Raw genomic sequence first — 17,633 nt, forward strand, 5'->3', positions numbered from 1 at the left:
CAAGCCATTCCCGATTCGAAACCGCTCGCACGCGCACGGCGCGAGCGCGATGCACCGCCTGCGGCGCGGGATGATCCTGGCCGCGCTGCCGGTGCTGCTGAGCGCCTGCGCGGCGCAGCAGGCCTATCGCGACGGCCAGAAGCTGATCGCCTCCGGCAAGACCGACGAAGGCATCGCGAAGTACAAGGATGCGTCCGACCAGGAACCCGAGGACGCGAATTACCGGCAGAGCTGGCTCGTCGCACGCGAGAAGACGGTCAACGAACTGGTCGAGCAGGGCGGCCGGCTCGGCGCCGCCGGCGCGCGCGATGCCGCGCGCAAGGCCTACGAGCACGCGCTCGCGCTGAACCCCGACAACGAGCGCGCGCAGGCCGGGATCGCCACGCTCGACACCGACGCACGCCTGAACATCATGCTGAGCCGCGCCGAGGCGCTGTTCGTCCGGCATCAGAGCGACGATGCGCGGCACATGCTCGATGCCGTGTTGACCGAGGCGCCCGCCAACCGCCGCGCGCTCGAACTGCAGCGCAAGCTCGGCGCCGAGACGGGTTCGGCGCGCGTCGAGGCCGCGCTCGCCGCAGCCTATCGCAAGCCGATTCGCATCGATTTCCGCGACGCGCCGCTCAAGCAGATCTTCGACGTGATTTCGCGCTCGTCGGGCATGAACTTCCTGTTCGATCGCGACGTGAAGACCGACCAGCGCACCACGATCTTTCTGAAGAACAGCACGATCGACGCGACCGTGCGCTACGTGCTCGCGACCAACCAGCTCGCGCAACAGGTGCTCGACGAGAACACCGTGCTGATCTACCCGAACACGCCCGCGAAGGTGAAGGACTACCAGGAGCTCGCGGTACGCACCTTCTTCCTCTCGAACACCGAGGCGAAGGCGATCGCGAACACGCTGAAGACGATCCTGAAGATCCACGACGTGGTCGCCGACGAGAAGCTCAACATGGTGATCGTGCGGGATACGCCGGACGCGATCCGGATGGCCGAGCGACTCGTCGCGCTCGAGGACGTGCCGGAACCGGAGGTGATGCTGGAGGTGGAAGTGCTCGAGGTGCAGCGCAACCACGAGGTCAATCTGGGCATTGCATGGCCGGGTTCGGTCAACGTCACGCCGCTGCCGCTCGGCAGCGCGATCGCGCCGGTTACCGGGCAGCCCGGCAATGCCATCGGCGCTGGATCGCCATTCTCCCCATTCGGTTCCGGCGGTGGCTCGTTCGGCGGCGGCACCAGCGGCTCGACCCCGGCGCTGACGCTGCACGATCTGCTGAACCAGACGTCGCGCACGATCGGGCTGTCGTCGCTGCAGGCGACGATCAACGCGAACGTGCAGGATTCCGACGTCAAGCTGCTGACCAATCCGCGCATCCGCGTGCGCAATCACGAGAAGGCGAAGATCCTGATCGGCGAGCGCGTGCCGAACATTACGTCGACCGCGACCTCGACCGGCTTCCTGTCGCAGTCGGTCAACTATCTCGACATCGGCCTGACGCTGAATGTCGAGCCGACCATCTATCTCGACGACACGATCGGCATCAAGCTGGCGTTGGAAGTCAGCAGTCTGGGCAACGCGGTCACGACCACCACGGGCACGGCCGCGTACCAGATCGGCACACGCACGGCCAGCACCGTGCTGCAGCTGAAGAACAACGAAACCGACGTGCTCGCCGGCCTGATCGACAACGAGGAGCGCACCTCGGGCAACAAGGTGCCGGGGATCGGCCAGTTGCCGATTCTCGACCGGCTGTTCGGCGCGACCGATAACCAGGCCAAGAACACCGAGATCGTGCTTGCGATCACGCCGCATCTAGTGCGCAACATCCGCCGCCCCGCTGCCGATCTCGCCTACTTCACGTCGGGTACCGAAACCAACCTGCGCAGCATGATCCAGTCGAACGGGCTGGCGGCGCCGGCCTCGTCGTTGAATGCGTCGGGCGGGGGCGGCGCAGCTGCCGACGCATCGCGATTCGGCGCGGGCGGACAGCCGAACGGTGCGAATGGCGTGAACGGCGCCGGTGCCGGTGCCGGCGGTTATGGTGCGGGCGGTTATGGTGCAGGCTACGGCGGCGCGGGCGGCTATTACGGCGGCGATGGCGTGCCCGTGGTCGGCGGCGGCGCGGTGATCGGCACCGCGCAGATGACGGTGGAAGGGCCGCCGCAGGTCAAGGCAGGCGATTCGGTGACCGTGTCGCTGTCGATGTCGGCCGACCAGCCGGTCGCGAGCGCATCGTCGACGGTCAGCTTCGACACCACCAAGCTGCAGTTCATCGGCGTCACGGAGGGCGACTTCATGAAGCAGGGCGGCGCGCCGACCTCGTTCTCGAGCCGCATCGGCACCGGCCAGGTGCAGTTGTCGAATTCCGTGCAGGGCGGGATGGGTGCCGCCTCGACGGGGACCTACGCGGTGCTGGGCTTCAAGGCGCTGGCACCGGCCTCGCAGACCTCGGTCAAGATCGTGCCGGGCTCGGTGGTGGGTCTGACGGGTGCGCCGATCACGTTCACGCCGCCGTCCGCCTACACGCTTGGCATCGTGGCCACACCATGACGAACGAATCCCCCGACGCATGCGGCCGTGCTGCGCATCGTGCGTCTCGCCTGCTTTGCGCGTCTCGCGCCGGCGGTCATGCGGCGCGCGGCTTCACGCTGATCGAGCTGCTCGTCACGCTGGCGATTCTCGGCGTGCTCGCGAGCATGACGGTGCCGGTCGCGCAGGTGATGCGCCAGCGCGAACGCGAGCAGGCGTTGCGCGAGGCGCTGCATCAGATCCGCGGCGCGATCGACGCCTACAAGGCCGCTTCGAAGGACGGGCGCCTGCCGGTCGAGAGCGGCGCGTCCGGCTATCCGCCGAAGCTGGGCATTCTTGTAGACGGTGTGAAGGATCAGAACGACCCGAAGGGGAACAAGATCTACTTCCTTCGCCGCATGCCGCGCGACCCGATGAACAACAATCCGCAGCTCGACGCCGTGGACACCTGGGGCAAGCGCGCCTATGCGAGCGAACCGGACGATCCGCAGGAAGGCGACGACGTCTACGACGTCTACTCGCAGTCGACAGGCGTCGGGTTGAACGGCATTCCCTACCGGAACTGGTGACGGTCATGAAAAACCCGATGCAGGGGCGACACGGGCCGAAGGGCTTCACGCTGATCGAGCTGCTGATCGTGCTGTCAATCGTCGCGCTGATGCTGACGATCGCGCTGCCGCAGTATTTCCATTCGATCGACGCGTCGAAGGAAAAGATCCTCGCCGAGAACCTGCACGCGACGCGCAATGTGATCGACAAGTTCTACGGCGATCTCGGCCGCTATCCCGATTCGCTCGAGGAGCTCGTCGACAGGCACTATCTGCGCACGCTGCCGCTCGACCCTGTCACCGACAGCACGAGCACCTGGCAGATCGTGCCGCCTGAAGAGCAATTTCCCGGCAAGGTCTTCGACATCAAGAGCGGTGCGCAAGGCACGACGCTCGATGGCCGGCCCTTCGATTCCTTATGACGGCGCGAGGGCGAGGCTTGCGGCGTGAGCGGCGGCCGGTCCAGCGCCTGACTGTGCCCGGTGCCGGCGGGCGGCGCGGGCAGCGCGGTTATGCCTATCTCGCGCTGCTGATCGGCATCGCGATCATCGGCGCGGCGGCGGCGGCCACGATCCAGCTCGGCGGGATCTATGAGCGGCGCATGGCGGAGAAGGAGCTGCTCTATGTCGGCGGCCAGTTCCAACGCGCGCTGCTCAGTTACGCCGATAACACGCCGGTCGGCCAGCCGACGCAGCCGCGCACGCTCGAGGAGCTCGTGCGCGATCCGCGTTATCCGAATCCGATGCGGCATCTGCGCCGTGTCTATGTCGATCCGATGACGGGCAAGGCCGACTGGGTGCTGGTGCGCTCGCCGAACGGGCAGACGATCGTCGGCATCCACAGCGCGTCGCGCGAGCGGCCGATCCAGTTGCGGCAGTTTTCCGAAGAGTTTCGCGGTTTCGAGGACCGGCGCAGCTACGCGCAATGGGTGTTCGTCGCGCGGCCGCCGCAACTGGCGCAGGGTCAGCGTCCGCCGAGCGCGACGGGGGCCGTGGTGTTGCCGGGCGGGATTTTCCCGGGCGGGCCGGTGCCGGTGGCGGGGGATGGCAGCGGTTTGCCGGTGGGCGGTGTCGATGCGGCGGGCGGGGGAGCGCCGGCGAGTAGCGGGTCTGCGGCGGATGAGGGCTTCGGCACCGGCGGCGGGTTCGGGAACAGCGGGGGCTTTTCGAATGGCGGCGGTTTCGGGAGCGGCAGCGGTGGGTTTTCGAACGGCGGTGGGTTTTCGAATGGCGGCGGATTTTCGACGAACGGTGGGTTCTCGAACGGCGGTGGCTTTTCGTCGGGCAGCGGCATGAGCCACTGAGCGGCGCGGCCAGCCGCCTGCGCGGGCGGCACGCGTTATGCCGCCACCTCCACATCGCCGATTCCACCGGGGTCCGGAACACGCTGACCGTCTCCAGCAAGCGTTCGGCCTGCGAGACCAGCACCGTGTGCGCTAGGGCAACTGGCGCCGGACCAACTCCGGAGATTGAATCAACCAGAATCGGTTGAAACCCGCTACGCCGGAGTACATGAAATGATTGCCGCATTGCCAATGCACCTGCTTCGTCCCATCCTGTGAGCGATGATGTTGCGAGAGATGTACGGGCGAAAGGGACATGGATCGCAAGTGCTCACCTACGGGATTCACAAGCTGTTGAAACAGTGAACCTCCCGTAAAAGTTCACGCCGCCTGCGCCTCCGGAAAAAACACGTCATATCGCGCGCCGCATGCTTCGAGCGGAGCGCGGATGGCGGGATGCAAACGCACACCATGCGCGAGTTGTTCGGCGCGTCTGGCCATCGCACGGTCGCCGGGCAAGCGCACCGGGTCATCCATCACGCGCGGCGGATTGCTGCGGCAGGCGTCGCTCAGCCAGGCCATCTGCCTCTGGAATGCTTCGATGCCTCCAAAAGCATCCGGATCATGCAGCGTCATGAACACAGTCGCGCCCCAGCCTTCATGAGGATCCGCGCGGCCAAAGCCGGCGAGGCCTCCGGTGAGCGCTTCGATCATCAATGCCAAGCCGAATCCCTTATGACCCGCGGATAGTCCGCCAAGCGGCAGGATCGTGCCCGGGGGGTCGGCGAACAACACGCCGGGATCATGCGTTGCGTTGCCTTGCGCATCGATCATCCAGCGTTCGTCGAACAGTCGCCCGTTTTGGTGATAGCGTGCGCTCATCGCGTTCGTCGTTATCGATGACGAAATATCGATGAGTATCGGCGTCGTCGATGTCGGTATGCCGAGCGCGATGGGATTAGGCGTGAACAAGGCGCGCGTACCGCCGAACGGCGCGACGCTTTGCACGCTCGGATCGGAGCTCGCCAGCATCATCACGAGATTCATCTCGGTGGCGCGCAGCAGATACGCGGCAAGGCATGCGATGTGATGACTGCGTCGAATCACGAGCGTGGCAGAACCGAGTTCGCGTGCGCGCGGCGCGAGGGCATCGATACCCGCGTGCACGAGTGCTGGACCAGGCAGGCGGCGGCCATCCCAGAGCAACGCGGCAGGATAATCCGAGACGATGTGCGGCGAACCTTCGCGCGTCATCGCGCCCTGTTCCAGTTCCTTCAGATATCCGGGCAACAAAGCGAGTCCATGCGTGTCGTGTCCCAGCAAGTCGCCGTCCACGAGCGTGCGCGCCACGGACTGCGCATGACCGCTTGCAAGCCCCGCCTTGCATAGCAGGTCGGCTGCATAGTCAAAGAGCGCGCTTGCGTCGTAGCGGATCGGTTCCATCGCCATCTCCCGTGATGAATGTGATGCAGCAAACGCGCGAAAAAAATGCGGGTCCGTTGCGGTACGAGATGGACGATAGTCGATCGAAGCAACGCTGGGAAGACGTTGATTCAACGATCAAGTATTGTGCGCTGCATGGCGGCTCACCTAGACTGGCTTCGTCGATGAAGCAACAGGAGACTAGAGCCGTGAGCAACGAATACATCACTGGCAAGGTGAAAGCCATCATCGGCGCGCAGACCGATTGGGTCACGTCGACCCATCCCGTCGAAGCCAGCGAAGTGCGCCGCTTTCATCACGCGACCATGGACGACGCGCGCCGTTACTGGGACGAAGACTGGGCAGCGACCAGCCGTTACGGAGGTCTGGTTGCCCCGCCGGGGTTTCCGGTTCATGCGTTTCGCCGCCCGCCCGCATCGCCCGATCCGCTCGATGACATGAACAAACCCGACTACGACGGCCTGAGCCGCAGCTTCAGCGGCCTGCCCGCAGTCGACGTGGAACTGCCGCGCGATCTGAACGGCGGCTACGAATACGAGCTTTATCGTTATGCCCGGGTCGGTGAAAAGGTGCTGCGTCAGGCGCGCTACAAGGACATCGTGCAGCGCGACGGCAAGAGTGGACCGATGGTGTTCGTCATCATCGAGGAAACCTATGTGAACGAAAAGGGCGAGAAGCTCTTGAAGGTCACCAACACTCAGATCATGCGCTAGGCGAGGACCATCATGGCCGGATTGTATTTTGAGGACATTGAAACAGGCATGGAGATCCCGCCTCTCGTCAAGGGACCGATGACCACGGCGCATATCGTGCGCTGGTCGGCGTCGATGGAGAACTGGCATCGCATCCATTACGACTGGCGCTTCGCGACCCAGCACGACAAGTTGCCCGATGTGATGGTCAACGGTTCGTGGAAGCAACACATCATGCTGCAATTGCTGACTGACTGGGTCGGCGAGAGCGGCTGGGCGTGGAAGCTCCAGTTCCAGTTTCGCGGTATGAACGTGCCGGGCGATCTGCTCACGGCATGGGGGCGCGTGACCGGACGCGAAAAGCGCGGCGGCTATGGTCTCGTGCATCTCGAGATCGGCTTGCGCAATCAGGAAGGCAAGGAAAGCACGCCCGGCAGCGCGACGGTCGTGCTGCCCTTGCGCAACGGTGCGCCCGTGCCGTATCCCTTCGATCCCGCCGTGCTCGAAGAGGCCGCATGAACGCCGCCAACTCCACGTTGCAAGCACGCGCGATCGCCGCGCCGCTCGCCGGTGTGCGCGTGATCGAATGGAGCCACTCGATGCCCGCCGCGTTCTGCGCGCGCGTGCTGCGCGATCTCGGCGCGCAGGTGCTCAAGCTGGAGCCTCCCGGCACGGGCGATGCGCTGCGCCGCATCGGCCCGTTCGCGCCCGATGCACCCTATGGCAACGATGCCGCGCTCTTCGCCTATCTGAACCATGGCAAAGAGAGCGCGACGCTCGATCCGTCGCATCCGCAAGGCGCCGCGTTGTTCCGGCGTCTGATCGAAACCGCCGATCTGCTGATCACCTCCGATGCAACGGGTCTTGCCGAACTGCAACTCGACGGCGATACGCTGAGGCGAATCCAGCCCGCTCTCGTGACGCTCGCTGTGACGTCGTGGGCGACCCGTGCTGAATCCGGCACGCCCTCCGCGTTCACCGATTTCACCCTCACGCATCATGCAGGCTATGCGTTTCATCAGGCGCGGCCCGTGCATGCGCCCGATCAGCAAGCGCCTGTCGCCTGCGCCGATCGCGAAGTGGCGCTCGCCACCGGTGTCGCGGCGGCGAATGCGGCACTCTGGGGTCTGCTCGAAGCGCAAATGAATGGTCATGGCCGCAGTATCGAATGCGCGGAACTGGATGTTATCGCGCATCTGCTGATCGAACCGGTCGCCGATTACGGACGCGGCGAACGCAGCTTCAGCCGTCTGCGTGAGGAGCTGCAAGGCACCGAGGTCGCGGGCGGGCTAATCTGGCTTTTGCCATGCAAGGATGGCTTCGTGATGATTTCGCCGCGGGAACAGCATCAGTGGGAACGCTGGGTCGAGTTGCTCGGCAATCCGACGTGGTCGCGCGATGAAACGCTTTGCGGCGAACGCACGGCGCGCAACGAGAACTGGATGACCTTGCAGGACGAGATGTCGAAGTGGACGCGCGAGCACACGCGCGCCGACGTGTTCGAACGCGCGCAGGCGGCGCGCGTGGCGTGCTTCCCGGTAAGCGGTGCGCGCGATCTGCTGGAGAACGCTCAATTGAATGCACGCGGCTTTTTCGATCGCTGGCAGGGCGCAGGCAACACGCCGTTGTCGATGCCTGGACTGCCATTTTCCATGCGCACGACATCCGGCGCCGAGCTGCCGCGTGCACGCGAGGTGGTATCGCCCGTACTTGGCTCGGCCAATCGCGCCGTGTTCGAAGCGCGCCTCGGGCTGTCTGCGGAGGAAGTCGAAACCTTGCGCCGGCACGGAGTGGTGTGATGACACAGAAAACATTGGCGGGCTTGCGCGTCGTCGATTTCAGCTGGGTGCTGGCCGGCCCGATGACCACCAAGATGCTCGCGGGCATGGGCGCGGAGATCATCAAGATCGAATCGTCGACGCGGCGCGAACATACGCAGCGTCAGCCCTGGTGGGCCGTGGTGAACGCGGGCAAGAAAAGCTGCACGATCAACCTGAGCCGGCCGCAGGGCCCCGAGCTGATTCGCCGTCTGATCGCGCAGAGCGACATGGTTGTCGAAAATTTCTCGAATGGCGTGCTGGCGAAATTTGGCCTCGACTACGCGACGCTCGCCAAAATTCGGGCCGATCTGATTTTTGTGTCTGCGTCGGGAACGGGCCGCGAAGGGCCGCAGCGTGACTCGCTCGCCTACGGTTCGCTGTTGCAGGCGTACAGCGGCCGCGCCAGCGTGGTCGGCACGCTGAACGAACGCGTCGAGGCAATGGGCATTCTGCCCGCGTGGACCGATCCGATCACGGCGTTGTGGGAAAGCTGCGCGGTGCTGGCGGCCATTCGACATCGGCGGGTGAGCGGGGAGGGCGCTTACATCGACCTTTCGATGCTGGAGAGCACCGTCGCGCTGCTGCCGGAATTGCTGTTTCGCGAGGCGCTCGGCAGCGAGACGCCGACCGCGACCGGCGCACGCGAGCCGGACGCCGCGCCATCCGGATGCTTCCGCTGCGCCGGCGACGACGCCTGGCTCGCCGTCTCCGTGAGCGACGACCGGCAGTGGCGCGCCCTTTGCGACGCCATGCGCAAACCGGAATTAGCAGCCGATTCCCGCTTCGCCGATGCCGTCAGCCGCGTCACGCACCGCGCCGCGGCAGACGATCTGCTGGCTGCGTGGCTGCGCGTTCAACCGCCCGCGCGCGCGCTCGATGCACTGCAATCCCGCGGCGTGCCCGCGGCGCGTTCGCGGCACATCGGCGCGGTGATTGAAGACCCGTATTTCGCCGATGGCGGGCTGTTCCCCGTTCTCGCCGATGGCTCGCGCAGCATCGCGCTGCCGTGGCGCGACAGCGAAGGCTTTCGCGGCGACTTCGCGCCGCCGCCGCGGCTTGGCGAACACAACGACTACGTATTCGGCGAACTGCTCGGCCTAGATGCGCACGAAATCGAAACCTTGACCGAAGCGGGCGTGCTGCGTTGATGGCATCGGGCCCGTGGGAAGACCTATCCGAAGGAGCAGGGAAGATGAAAGAAAAAGTGATGATTTGCGAAGTCGGGCCGCGCGACGGCTTGCAGATGGCGCACGAGATCATGCCGACCGCGCTGAAAGCGCGCTGGATTGCGGCGATTGCCCAGGCGGGCGTCGGTGAGATCGAGGTCGGCAGTTTCGTTCCGCCGAAACTCGTTCCGCAGATGGCGGACACCGACGCCATCGTCAAGGCCGCACTGCAGCAGCCGGGCTTGCGCGTGATGGCGCTGGTGCCTAATCTGCGCGGCGCGCAGGCGGCGTACGCAGCGGGCGCACATGGCGTCGGCGTACCGGTCTCGGTGAGCGAAGGCCACAGCCGCTCGAACACGCGCAAGGGCACCATGGAGCAGGTGGCGGAAGTGCGGCGCATCGTCGAATGGGCTCGGGAGCAGGAGCGGCCCATGGCGATCGAGCCGGGTTGCGCGACCGCCTTCGGCTGCGCGATCGATGGCGTCATTCCGCTGCAAAAAGTGATCGAGACGGCCGTGGCGCTGGCCGAAGCGGGCGTGGATGCTGTCGCGCTCGCCGATACCGTCGGCTATGGCAATCCCGTTCAGGTGCGCAGGATGGTCAAGGCCGTGCGCGCCGAAATCGGCGGCAAGCTAACCAAGCTGCATCTGCACGACACCATGGGGCTCGGGCTCGCGAATGCGCTGGCGGGACTCGAAGAGGGCATCCGTTTCTTCGATTCGGCGCTCGCGGGTCTGGGCGGCTGTCCGTTCGCGCCGGGCGCGTCGGGCAACATCGTCACGGAAGATCTCGTGTTCATGCTGGAGAGCATGGGCTTCGATACCGGCATCGACCTGGACCGGCTGATTGCCGCGCGCGAGCTGCTGCACGAAGGCCTGCCCGGCGAGCCGATGTACGGTCAGGTGCCGAAGGCCGGCATTCCGAAGACGTTTCGTCAAGAGGCCGAGCTTCATGTCTAGCGGGAGTGTGCGCTCGCCCCTTCCTACTGGCATGACCCGATTGTGAGCGTTCACGCGTTTGATTATCTTGTGGTTCACTGTGCCCCCGTCCGGCGCGCTATTGCCGGCAAGGAGACCGAGGTGCAACCCAGCCCGCAAGATAGTCCGGGCGCGTCCCCCGACGCGCCCGGTGATTACCTGACGCGCGCCGAGACGCTCGCGCTGCTGCAAATCAAGCTGCAAACGTTGTACGCCTACGTCAGCCGCGGCTGGATTCGCAGCGTGCCGCAGGGCGACAAGGGACGCCGCCTCTACGCGCGGCAGGACGTCGAACGCATGAAGTCGCGCGCCGATGCCCGCAGCGGTCACGCGCCCGTCGCCGCGGCCGCGATGCGCTGGGGCGAGCCGATCATCTCGAGCACGCTCACCGAGATCACCGCAGAAGGCCCGCGTTATCGCGGCGTCGCAGCGCTCGAACTGGCCCGCAGGGGGCAATCCTTTGAACAGGTCGTGAAAGCGCTTTGGAATCCCGGCAACGACGTGACCTTGTCGTGGCAGCCGTGCGCGCGCACGCTGCGCTTTGCCGACGCCTGGTCGCGCACGGCGGGCCCGCAACCGCGCCGCGAACTCGTGCGTTTCTTTGCCGACATCGCGTTGCGCTTCGGGGGCGAGCATCTGCGCGCGTTGCAGGCCGGCGATGCACAGTTCATCGAATGCAGCCGCATGATCGCGACCATGGCGCACTGTCTCGCTCATCTGCGCCGCGCGTCTTCGGGCGCCGCAGCCAGTCTCACGCGCAAGCGCACGGACGGCCTCGCGGCGACGCTCTTGACTGTGCTGGGCGGGACCGCATCGCCCGGGCACTGCGCCGCGCTCGATGCCGCGCTCGTGCTGTGCGCCGATCACGAACTCGCGCAGGCGACCTTCGTGGCGCGCATCGCGGCATCGGCGGGGGCGGATATCGGCGAATGCGTGGCGGCGGCGATCCTCACGCAAACCGGACTCACGTCCGCGCGATCATACGAAGCCACCGAAGACCTGTTGCGCGCGTGCAGGACGATCACGCAGGCGCAACGGCTCTTCAAGGAGCACTACGCCGCGCATCGCAATCTGCCGGGCTTCAACCATCCGCTGTATCCGGACGGCGACCCGCGCGCGAAGTATCTGATCGACCTCGCGCGGCGGCTCGAAGGACGACATGCCGCGGTTGAACCGCTCTTCGCGGCGCTCGATATCGCTGCCGGATATGGCTGCCTGCCGAGCCTCGAAATCGGCCTGACGATGCTGACCGTTGCATTGGGTCTGCCGCCGCGCAGCGCGTTTTCCTTGTTCATCATCAGCCGTTCGGCGGGGTGGGTGGCGCATATCATCGAACAGCGCGAGTCCGGTGCGCTGATTCGTCCGCGTGCCGATTACCTTCAGGCAGGGCCGGCGCAGGGAAGGGCGGAAGGCCAACAGTCCGTCGATGGCGCATGGTTGGCGACGATCTTGCCGCCCTGAACCCTGAGCACGACACAGCACGAGACAAGCGGCCCGCGCAAGGGCCGTTTTTCATTTGGCGCCTCGGCGCGCGCCACGCCGGGTTCATGTTGATTCAACGATCAAGTATTGTGGGCCATCGCGTGCGTCACTAGACTGGGCCAATCGAAAGGAGACAGCGGCCCGGACGGCGATTCAGACAAGCTCGCGCGCCACACGATGCGATGCAAGCCCGCAGGGTCCTCATCGAATAACTAGTCCCGACATTCACGACCGGCACGGTACGCCTTCGATATCCAGCCGGCTGCACAGGAGGAGAAGAGGATGAATACCCCCAACAGGGCCATCGGCGCGGATGTCGTCGGCTCGCTCGACAGCGCGGATTATCCGTCGCGCGTCATCACGGCTGGCGGCGTGACCGCGCGCTTCGACCGTCTGCCGATGACCGCCACGCTATGGAAGCTGCTCACCCTCGTCGCACTCGGCGGCTTCTTCGAACTCTATGACGTGTACTTCGCGGGCTATATCGCGCCGGGTCTGTTCCGCTCGGGCATCCTCACACCGACCACGGCCAGTTTCTTCGCGATGAACGGCCTCGCCGGCTTTCTGGCGTCGCTGTTCATCGGGCTCTTCATCGGCACGATCTGCTTCGGCAGTCTCGCGGACCGCTTCGGCCGCCGCCGTGTGTTCGCCGCATCGATGCTGTGGTATTGCATCGCGACCATCTTTATCGCGTTTCAGGACACGGCGCTCGGGCTGAACGTGTGGCGCCTGATCTGCGGCATCGGCGTCGGCGTGCAGTACGTGACGATCGATTCCTACGTCTCGGAGCTGACGCCGCGTCATGCGCGCGGCATGGCATTCGGGCTCGTGTACGGCGTGGCGCAAATCTGCGCGCCGCTGATCGCGTTTCTCGCGTGGGTGCTGGTGCCGATCGCACCGCTCGGCTTCGAAGGCTGGCGCTGGGTGATCGCGCTCGGTTCGGCGGGCGCGCTGCTCGTGTGGTATCTGCAACTGCGTCTGCCGGAGTCGCCGCGCTGGCTCGTGCAGAAAGGCCGTCTCGAAGAAGCCGAGCGCGTGATGCAGATGATCGAAACCCGCGTACGCCACGAATACGGCAAGGCACTGCCCGCGCCCACCGAAGCGCCGGAAGCCGAGGAGCAGAAGGGCACGCTGCGCGAAGCGTTCAGCCCGCAGTATCGCAGCCGCACACTGATGCTCGTCGTCGTGAACTTCTTTCAGACCATCGGTTATTACGGCTTCGTGAGCTGGATTCCGACACTGCTCATCGCCAAAGGCATCATGGTGACGCGCAGCCTCGAATACACCTTCCTGATCGTGCTGCTCTATCCGATCGCGCCGTTCATCGTCATGCTGGTTGCCGACCGTTTCGAGCGTAAATGGCAACTGGTGTGGAGTGCGATATCGGTAGCGGTGATCGGCGTGATCTTCTCGATGCTCAAGGCGCCTGGCTGGCTGATCGCGGTGGGTATCGCGCAGACGCTGGTGGTCAACTGGCTTTCGACGATCGTGCATACCTATCAGGCCGAGTTGTTCCCGACTCGCATGCGGGCGGGCGCGGTGGGCTTCGTGTATTCGTGGAGCCGGCTGTCGTCGATCTTTGTTGGCTTCGTCATTGCGTTCTTCCTGCGCGAGTTCGGTGTGCCGGGCGTGTTCGCGTTCATCGGCGCGGCGATGGCGATCGTCGTAGTTGCGGTTGCGCTCTTCGGACCACGCACGACGGGCCTTGCCCTCGACGATATCGCGCGGTGATCAGTCAGTCTTAGCGGAGCAGCCAATGGATTCCGTAGACCCCAGCGTCGTATCCGGCACCATCAACGGACGACTGGACCGCCTGCCGATGACCCGGCACATGTGGACGCTCGTGATGCTGATCGCTGCGGGCGGCCTCTTTGAGCAATATGACATCTACTTCACCGGCTATATCGCGCCGGGTCTGTTCCAGAGCAAGCTGCTGACTTCGACCACTGCGTCGTTTTTCGATCTCAACGGTCTGGCGGCCTTTCTCGCGTCGCTGTTCGTGGGCCTTTTCATCGGCACGATCTGCTTTAGCTATATCGCGGATCGCTTCGGCCGGCGCGCAGTGTTTCTCGGTTCGATGATCTGGTACAGCGTCACGACCTTCATCCTGGCGTTTCAGGGTTCGGTGCATGGTCTTGAAGTCTGGCGTCTGATAGGCGGCATTGGCATTGGTGTCGAGATGATCACGATCGATACCTACATCTCCGAACTCGCGCCGCGCGGCGCGCGTGGCCAGGCGTTCGCGCTGTTCTACGGGCTTGCGCAGATCAGCGCGCCGCTCGTCGCCTTTCTCGCGTGGATGTTGGTGCCGGCCAGGCCCTTCGGCTTCGATGGCTGGCGCTGGGTGATCCTGTTCGGCTCGTTCGGCGCGGCGCTCGTGCTGTACCTGCGGCGCGGCTTGCCGGAGTCGCCGCGCTGGCTCGCGCAACACGGCAGGCTCGCCGAAGCGGACCGCGTGCTGTCCGCGATCGAGGCGAAAGTGCAGGCGGAGTATGGCAAGCCCTTGCCCGAGCCGGAGAAGGTGGTCGGCACGGTGCATCCGCAGGGGCGCATCGCCGAGATGTTCGGGCCGGTTTATCGCATGCGCACCATCATGCTGATGATCGTGAACTTCTGCCAGACCATCGGCTATTACGGCTTCGTGAGCTGGATTCCGACTCTGTTGATCGCGAAGGGCATTCTCGTCACGCGCAGCCTCGAATACACGTTTCTCATCGTCCTGACCTATCCGGTTGCGCCGCTCATCGTGATGCTCGTCATCGACCGGTTCGAGCGTAAATGGCAGCTCGTTTGCAGCGTGATTTCGGTGGCCATCATCGGCACGATCTTCGCCATGCTCGATGCGCCCGGCTGGCTCATCGTCGTCGGTTGTCTGCAAACGCTTGTCGTCAACTGGATGTCGACCATCGTGCATGCGTATCAATCGGAATTGTTTCCGACGTGGATGCGGGCGCGCGCGGTCGGCTTCGTGTTTTCGTGGAGCCGGCTGAGTTCGATTTTCGCGGGCTTCTTCATTGCCTACTTTCTGCGGGCGTTCGGGCAGGCTGGCGTATTTGCATTCATCGGCGGTGCGATGGCGATCATCGCCACGACGGTTGCGTGGCTCGGTCCGCGCGTGACGGGGCGTGCGCTGGAGGAGATCGCGCATTGAACCCGATAGAGCGGGTCGGCGATACGCGCGATGTGCTCGGCGAATCCGCGTTCTGGTCCGCCGCGGAGCAGGCGCTGAACTGGGTCGATATCCGCAGCCAGTTGATTCGCCGTCGCAAGTGGAGCGATGACCACACGGAAAGCTGGCCAATGCCCGAACTGGTCGGCTCGATCGCGCCGTGCGCGTCGCGGCGCGGCCTCATCGTGGCGCTGCGTTCGGCCATTGCCTTCTTCGATACGGCGACGGGCGCGCTCGAACGCTTCGACGCGCCGCACGCCGGCCAGCCGCAGATGCGCTTCAACGATGGCAAATGCGATCGGCAGGGCCGCTTCTGGGTCGGCTCGATGGATGACATCGGCCGGGGTCCGGTGGGCGCGCTGTATCGCTTCGAGGCGGGGCGTTACACGCGCGTGATCGAAGGCGTGGCGGTGCCCAACAGTCTGTGCTTCTCGCCTGATGGCGCGACGATGTACTTCGCCGACGGTATCGAGCCGGTGATCTGGGCGTTTCCGTTCGATACCGTGACCGGCGAGCCGGGCGAGCGGCGTCTATTTGCGCGGCTTGCGCCCGGTGCAGGGATTCCCGATGGCGCAACCGTCGATCGCGACGGCTATCTATGGAGCACGCAATATGGCGGCGGCGTTGTGACGCGTTACGCACCGAACGGACGCATCGACCGCGTGGTGCCGATGCCGGTCACGCAGCCGGCAAGCTGCACGTTCGGGGGGCCGGACATGCGCACGCTGTTCATCACGAGCGCGACACGCAAGCTTTCCGAGGATGCGTTGCAACGCCAGCCGCTTGCGGGCGCGTTGTTCTCGCTGCACACCGATATCGAAGGCTGCCCGGAATCGTCGTACGCCGTTGGTGTTCGCTGATTCTGCTAGCGGCGTTCACGAATTGCGCTGGCGAAAAGGCTGCCAGAGTTCACTAGCAACGACGCGGGAAGAGGCAGACAGCCGATTGACCCGAATTGCGTTTCAGCAACCCGCGAGCGGTCGAATGTCCGTCAATTTTGCTGGCGCGTTCAATGCGTCCTTTGATTCCGTTAAGGCGTCCGGCAATGGGCGGTAAGGCTTCCAATGACGGTGGCGGACGACACAGGTAGTCGAGTGGCGAAGGTGGCGGCGGTGCTTCGGCCGTCTGGCCCAGGCCCGCTCACGCGCGTCCGATCGGCGCGGCAGATCAGGCGGATTGACAAAACGCTGCCGAAGTCGTGTCACTTTCACGTCCGTCCACGGCAGCCGACAGATCACTCAACAGTGATTCGACGCAAAGCAGAGGGCCCTTGGCCTGCTCGCTAAAAATTCCTACGCCTCGCGCCGTTCAGCCTGCTCACGAATTGCGGCTACGAACCTGTCCATGCTCCATAGCTCTGTCAGCGCCCGGCGGAACAATCCCTGCTGACTCTCCGGAGCGAGGCCACCTAGCGGCGGATCCCTGTCCAGATTCGTCGGAAACGGATAGCCTTCGGCGCACGACGCAATCACCGCGTCGGCTTCTTCGCGCTCGATACTTTGCGTTCGCACCCGGTCCAACAGGACTGGATAAAGCACTTCGCACATCCTGGTGCGATTCAGCGACTCCATCGCACGACCGTAGGCCGAGGAAATCTGCAGGAGGTTGGCCATGCGGTGCACAGAGGTCGTCCTGTTCGGACCGGCTGCATGAAAGAGCGCGGGATTGAAGAACAGCGCGTCGCCTTTTTCGAGCGGCTGTTGTACATAGTGCGCCTCGAAGTAGTCGCGGAAATCCTGGCGGCGCCATGCAAGGTAGCCCTCGGCATACCGCTGCGAGAAAGGCAGGAGCTTGGTCGGCCCGCTTTCCACCGGCATGTCGCTGTGAGCAATGGCTCCTTGCAGCGTGAGAAAGGGGGATATCGCATGAACGTGCGCCGGATAACGCTCGGCTTCCGCTACGGTTTGAAATCCAAGGTGATAATCCCGGTGCACCTGTTGCGCCTGTCCGCCGGGGCGTACGACGTTGACCTGCGAGGTCATCTGAAAGTGGGGACCAAGCCACGCTTCAGCTATCGCGCAAAGTGCCGAACCTGCGTAGTAGCGGGCAAAAACCGAGGGAGCGCGCAGGCAAAGCTTCTCGTGCGCATTCCAAATCCGGTCATTTGCACCTGCATTTGCGAAGTGGTCTGCGGCGGCGCCGCCCGTTTCGCGCTCCTCGCGGATGATCGACTCAAAGACCTTCGTCGCCTCATCAACTGGTGTGGTGTCATCGTAAGCCCGCTTCAGCACCAGCACACCCGCCCCGCGATTCAATATGGTCGACCACTCGGACTGCAGGTCCGCGCGTCGCGATGCGTCTTCAATGTCACCCCTAAGCTCGCGGCAGTCATACACTGGAACGTGTTCGCGTATTTCAGCGGCAAACCTCAAGTCGCTGTCCGCTGGAACAGGGTGAAGTTGGGCCACGAAATTCTGTAGCGAGCAGTCCTGCTCCCGGTACCAATGGCGTAACCCAGCGTCGCGACCCGATTCGACAGTACTCATGGTGTCTCCTTCTGTCCTTTCCACAACAATAGCCC

The 17,633-nt window shown here is 64.5% G+C and carries 15 protein-coding genes; 13 read left to right on the forward strand and 2 right to left on the reverse strand.

All coding sequences use genetic code 11. From position 1 onward, the window contains the following. Window positions 1-49 precede the first annotated feature (49 nt). Genes BG61_RS20460 through BG61_RS43575 form a run of 4 tightly spaced genes read left to right on the forward strand, consistent with a single transcriptional unit; the run spans window position 50 to window position 4,384 of the window. The gene (locus BG61_RS20460) at window positions 50-2,554 is read left to right on the forward strand and encodes a secretin N-terminal domain-containing protein (RefSeq protein WP_420912386.1); all 2,505 of its coding nucleotides are present in this window, start codon (window positions 50-52) and stop codon (window positions 2,552-2,554) included. Continuing rightward, complete coding sequence (locus BG61_RS20465; protein WP_081868138.1) at window positions 2,551-3,102, forward strand: type II secretion system protein; 552 nt, start codon at window positions 2,551-2,553, stop codon at window positions 3,100-3,102. The genes BG61_RS20460 and BG61_RS20465 overlap by 4 nt, the downstream gene beginning before the upstream one ends. Before the next feature lie 5 nt (window positions 3,103-3,107). Continuing rightward, window positions 3,108-3,503, forward strand: a complete 396-nt coding sequence (locus BG61_RS20470) for a type II secretion system protein (protein WP_035940219.1) — start codon at window positions 3,108-3,110, stop codon at window positions 3,501-3,503. After that, the gene (locus BG61_RS43575; RefSeq protein WP_174479732.1) at window positions 3,500-4,384 is read left to right on the forward strand and encodes a hypothetical protein; all 885 of its coding nucleotides are present in this window, start codon (window positions 3,500-3,502) and stop codon (window positions 4,382-4,384) included. Before BG61_RS20470 ends, BG61_RS43575 begins: the two co-directional genes overlap by 4 nt. A gap of 360 nt (window positions 4,385-4,744) precedes the next feature. On the opposite strand, the gene BG61_RS20480 is transcribed toward BG61_RS43575, so the two are convergent. Beyond that, complete coding sequence (locus tag BG61_RS20480; protein ID WP_035925147.1) at window positions 4,745-5,812, reverse strand: Ldh family oxidoreductase; 1,068 nt, start codon at window positions 5,810-5,812, stop codon at window positions 4,745-4,747. Between the two features lie 8 nt (window positions 5,813-5,820). On the opposite strand from BG61_RS20480, the gene BG61_RS20485 reads away from it, so the two are divergent. The 9 genes from BG61_RS20485 (at window position 5,821) to BG61_RS20525 (ending at window position 15,972) form a co-directional block, all read left to right on the forward strand. After that, window positions 5,821-6,519 (forward strand): FAS1-like dehydratase domain-containing protein, encoded by a 699-nt coding sequence (locus BG61_RS20485; protein WP_232255960.1) that lies wholly within the window; start codon window positions 5,821-5,823, stop codon window positions 6,517-6,519. A 48-nt stretch (window positions 6,520-6,567) separates the two neighbouring features. After that, a complete protein-coding gene (locus tag BG61_RS20490) occupies window positions 6,568-7,017 on the forward strand; it encodes a hotdog family protein (protein WP_232255959.1) in 450 nt (149 codons plus the stop codon). Further along, complete coding sequence (locus tag BG61_RS20495) at window positions 7,014-8,297, forward strand: CaiB/BaiF CoA transferase family protein (RefSeq protein ID WP_075584193.1); 1,284 nt, start codon at window positions 7,014-7,016, stop codon at window positions 8,295-8,297. Before BG61_RS20490 ends, BG61_RS20495 begins: the two co-directional genes overlap by 4 nt. Then, entirely contained in the window at window positions 8,297-9,466 is a 1,170-nt protein-coding gene (locus BG61_RS20500) for a CaiB/BaiF CoA transferase family protein (protein WP_035925139.1), read from the forward strand. The genes BG61_RS20495 and BG61_RS20500 overlap by 1 nt, the downstream gene beginning before the upstream one ends. Window positions 9,467-9,510: 44 nt before the next feature. Continuing rightward, a complete protein-coding gene (locus BG61_RS20505; RefSeq protein ID WP_035925138.1) occupies window positions 9,511-10,443 on the forward strand; it encodes a hydroxymethylglutaryl-CoA lyase in 933 nt (310 codons plus the stop codon). Window positions 10,444-10,563: 120 nt separating this feature from the next. After that, window positions 10,564-11,922, forward strand: a complete 1,359-nt coding sequence (locus tag BG61_RS20510; protein WP_051672676.1) for a citrate/2-methylcitrate synthase — start codon at window positions 10,564-10,566, stop codon at window positions 11,920-11,922. A gap of 303 nt (window positions 11,923-12,225) precedes the next feature. Beyond that, entirely contained in the window at window positions 12,226-13,674 is a 1,449-nt protein-coding gene (locus BG61_RS20515) for an MFS transporter (RefSeq protein WP_035925135.1), read from the forward strand. Between the two features lie 25 nt (window positions 13,675-13,699). Further along, window positions 13,700-15,094, forward strand: coding sequence for an MFS transporter (locus tag BG61_RS20520; RefSeq protein ID WP_035925134.1), 1,395 nt, complete (start codon window positions 13,700-13,702; stop codon window positions 15,092-15,094). Beyond that, complete coding sequence (locus tag BG61_RS20525) at window positions 15,091-15,972, forward strand: SMP-30/gluconolactonase/LRE family protein (protein WP_051672677.1); 882 nt, start codon at window positions 15,091-15,093, stop codon at window positions 15,970-15,972. Before BG61_RS20520 ends, BG61_RS20525 begins: the two co-directional genes overlap by 4 nt. Before the next feature lie 432 nt (window positions 15,973-16,404). On the opposite strand, the gene BG61_RS20530 is transcribed toward BG61_RS20525, so the two are convergent. Then, window positions 16,405-17,598, reverse strand: coding sequence for a phytanoyl-CoA dioxygenase family protein (locus BG61_RS20530; protein ID WP_035925133.1), 1,194 nt, complete (start codon window positions 17,596-17,598; stop codon window positions 16,405-16,407). Between the last annotated feature and the right edge of the window lie 35 nt (window positions 17,599-17,633).

It is taken from the genome of Caballeronia glathei, assembly GCF_000698595.1.
GTDB lineage: Bacteria > Pseudomonadota > Gammaproteobacteria > Burkholderiales > Burkholderiaceae > Caballeronia > Caballeronia glathei.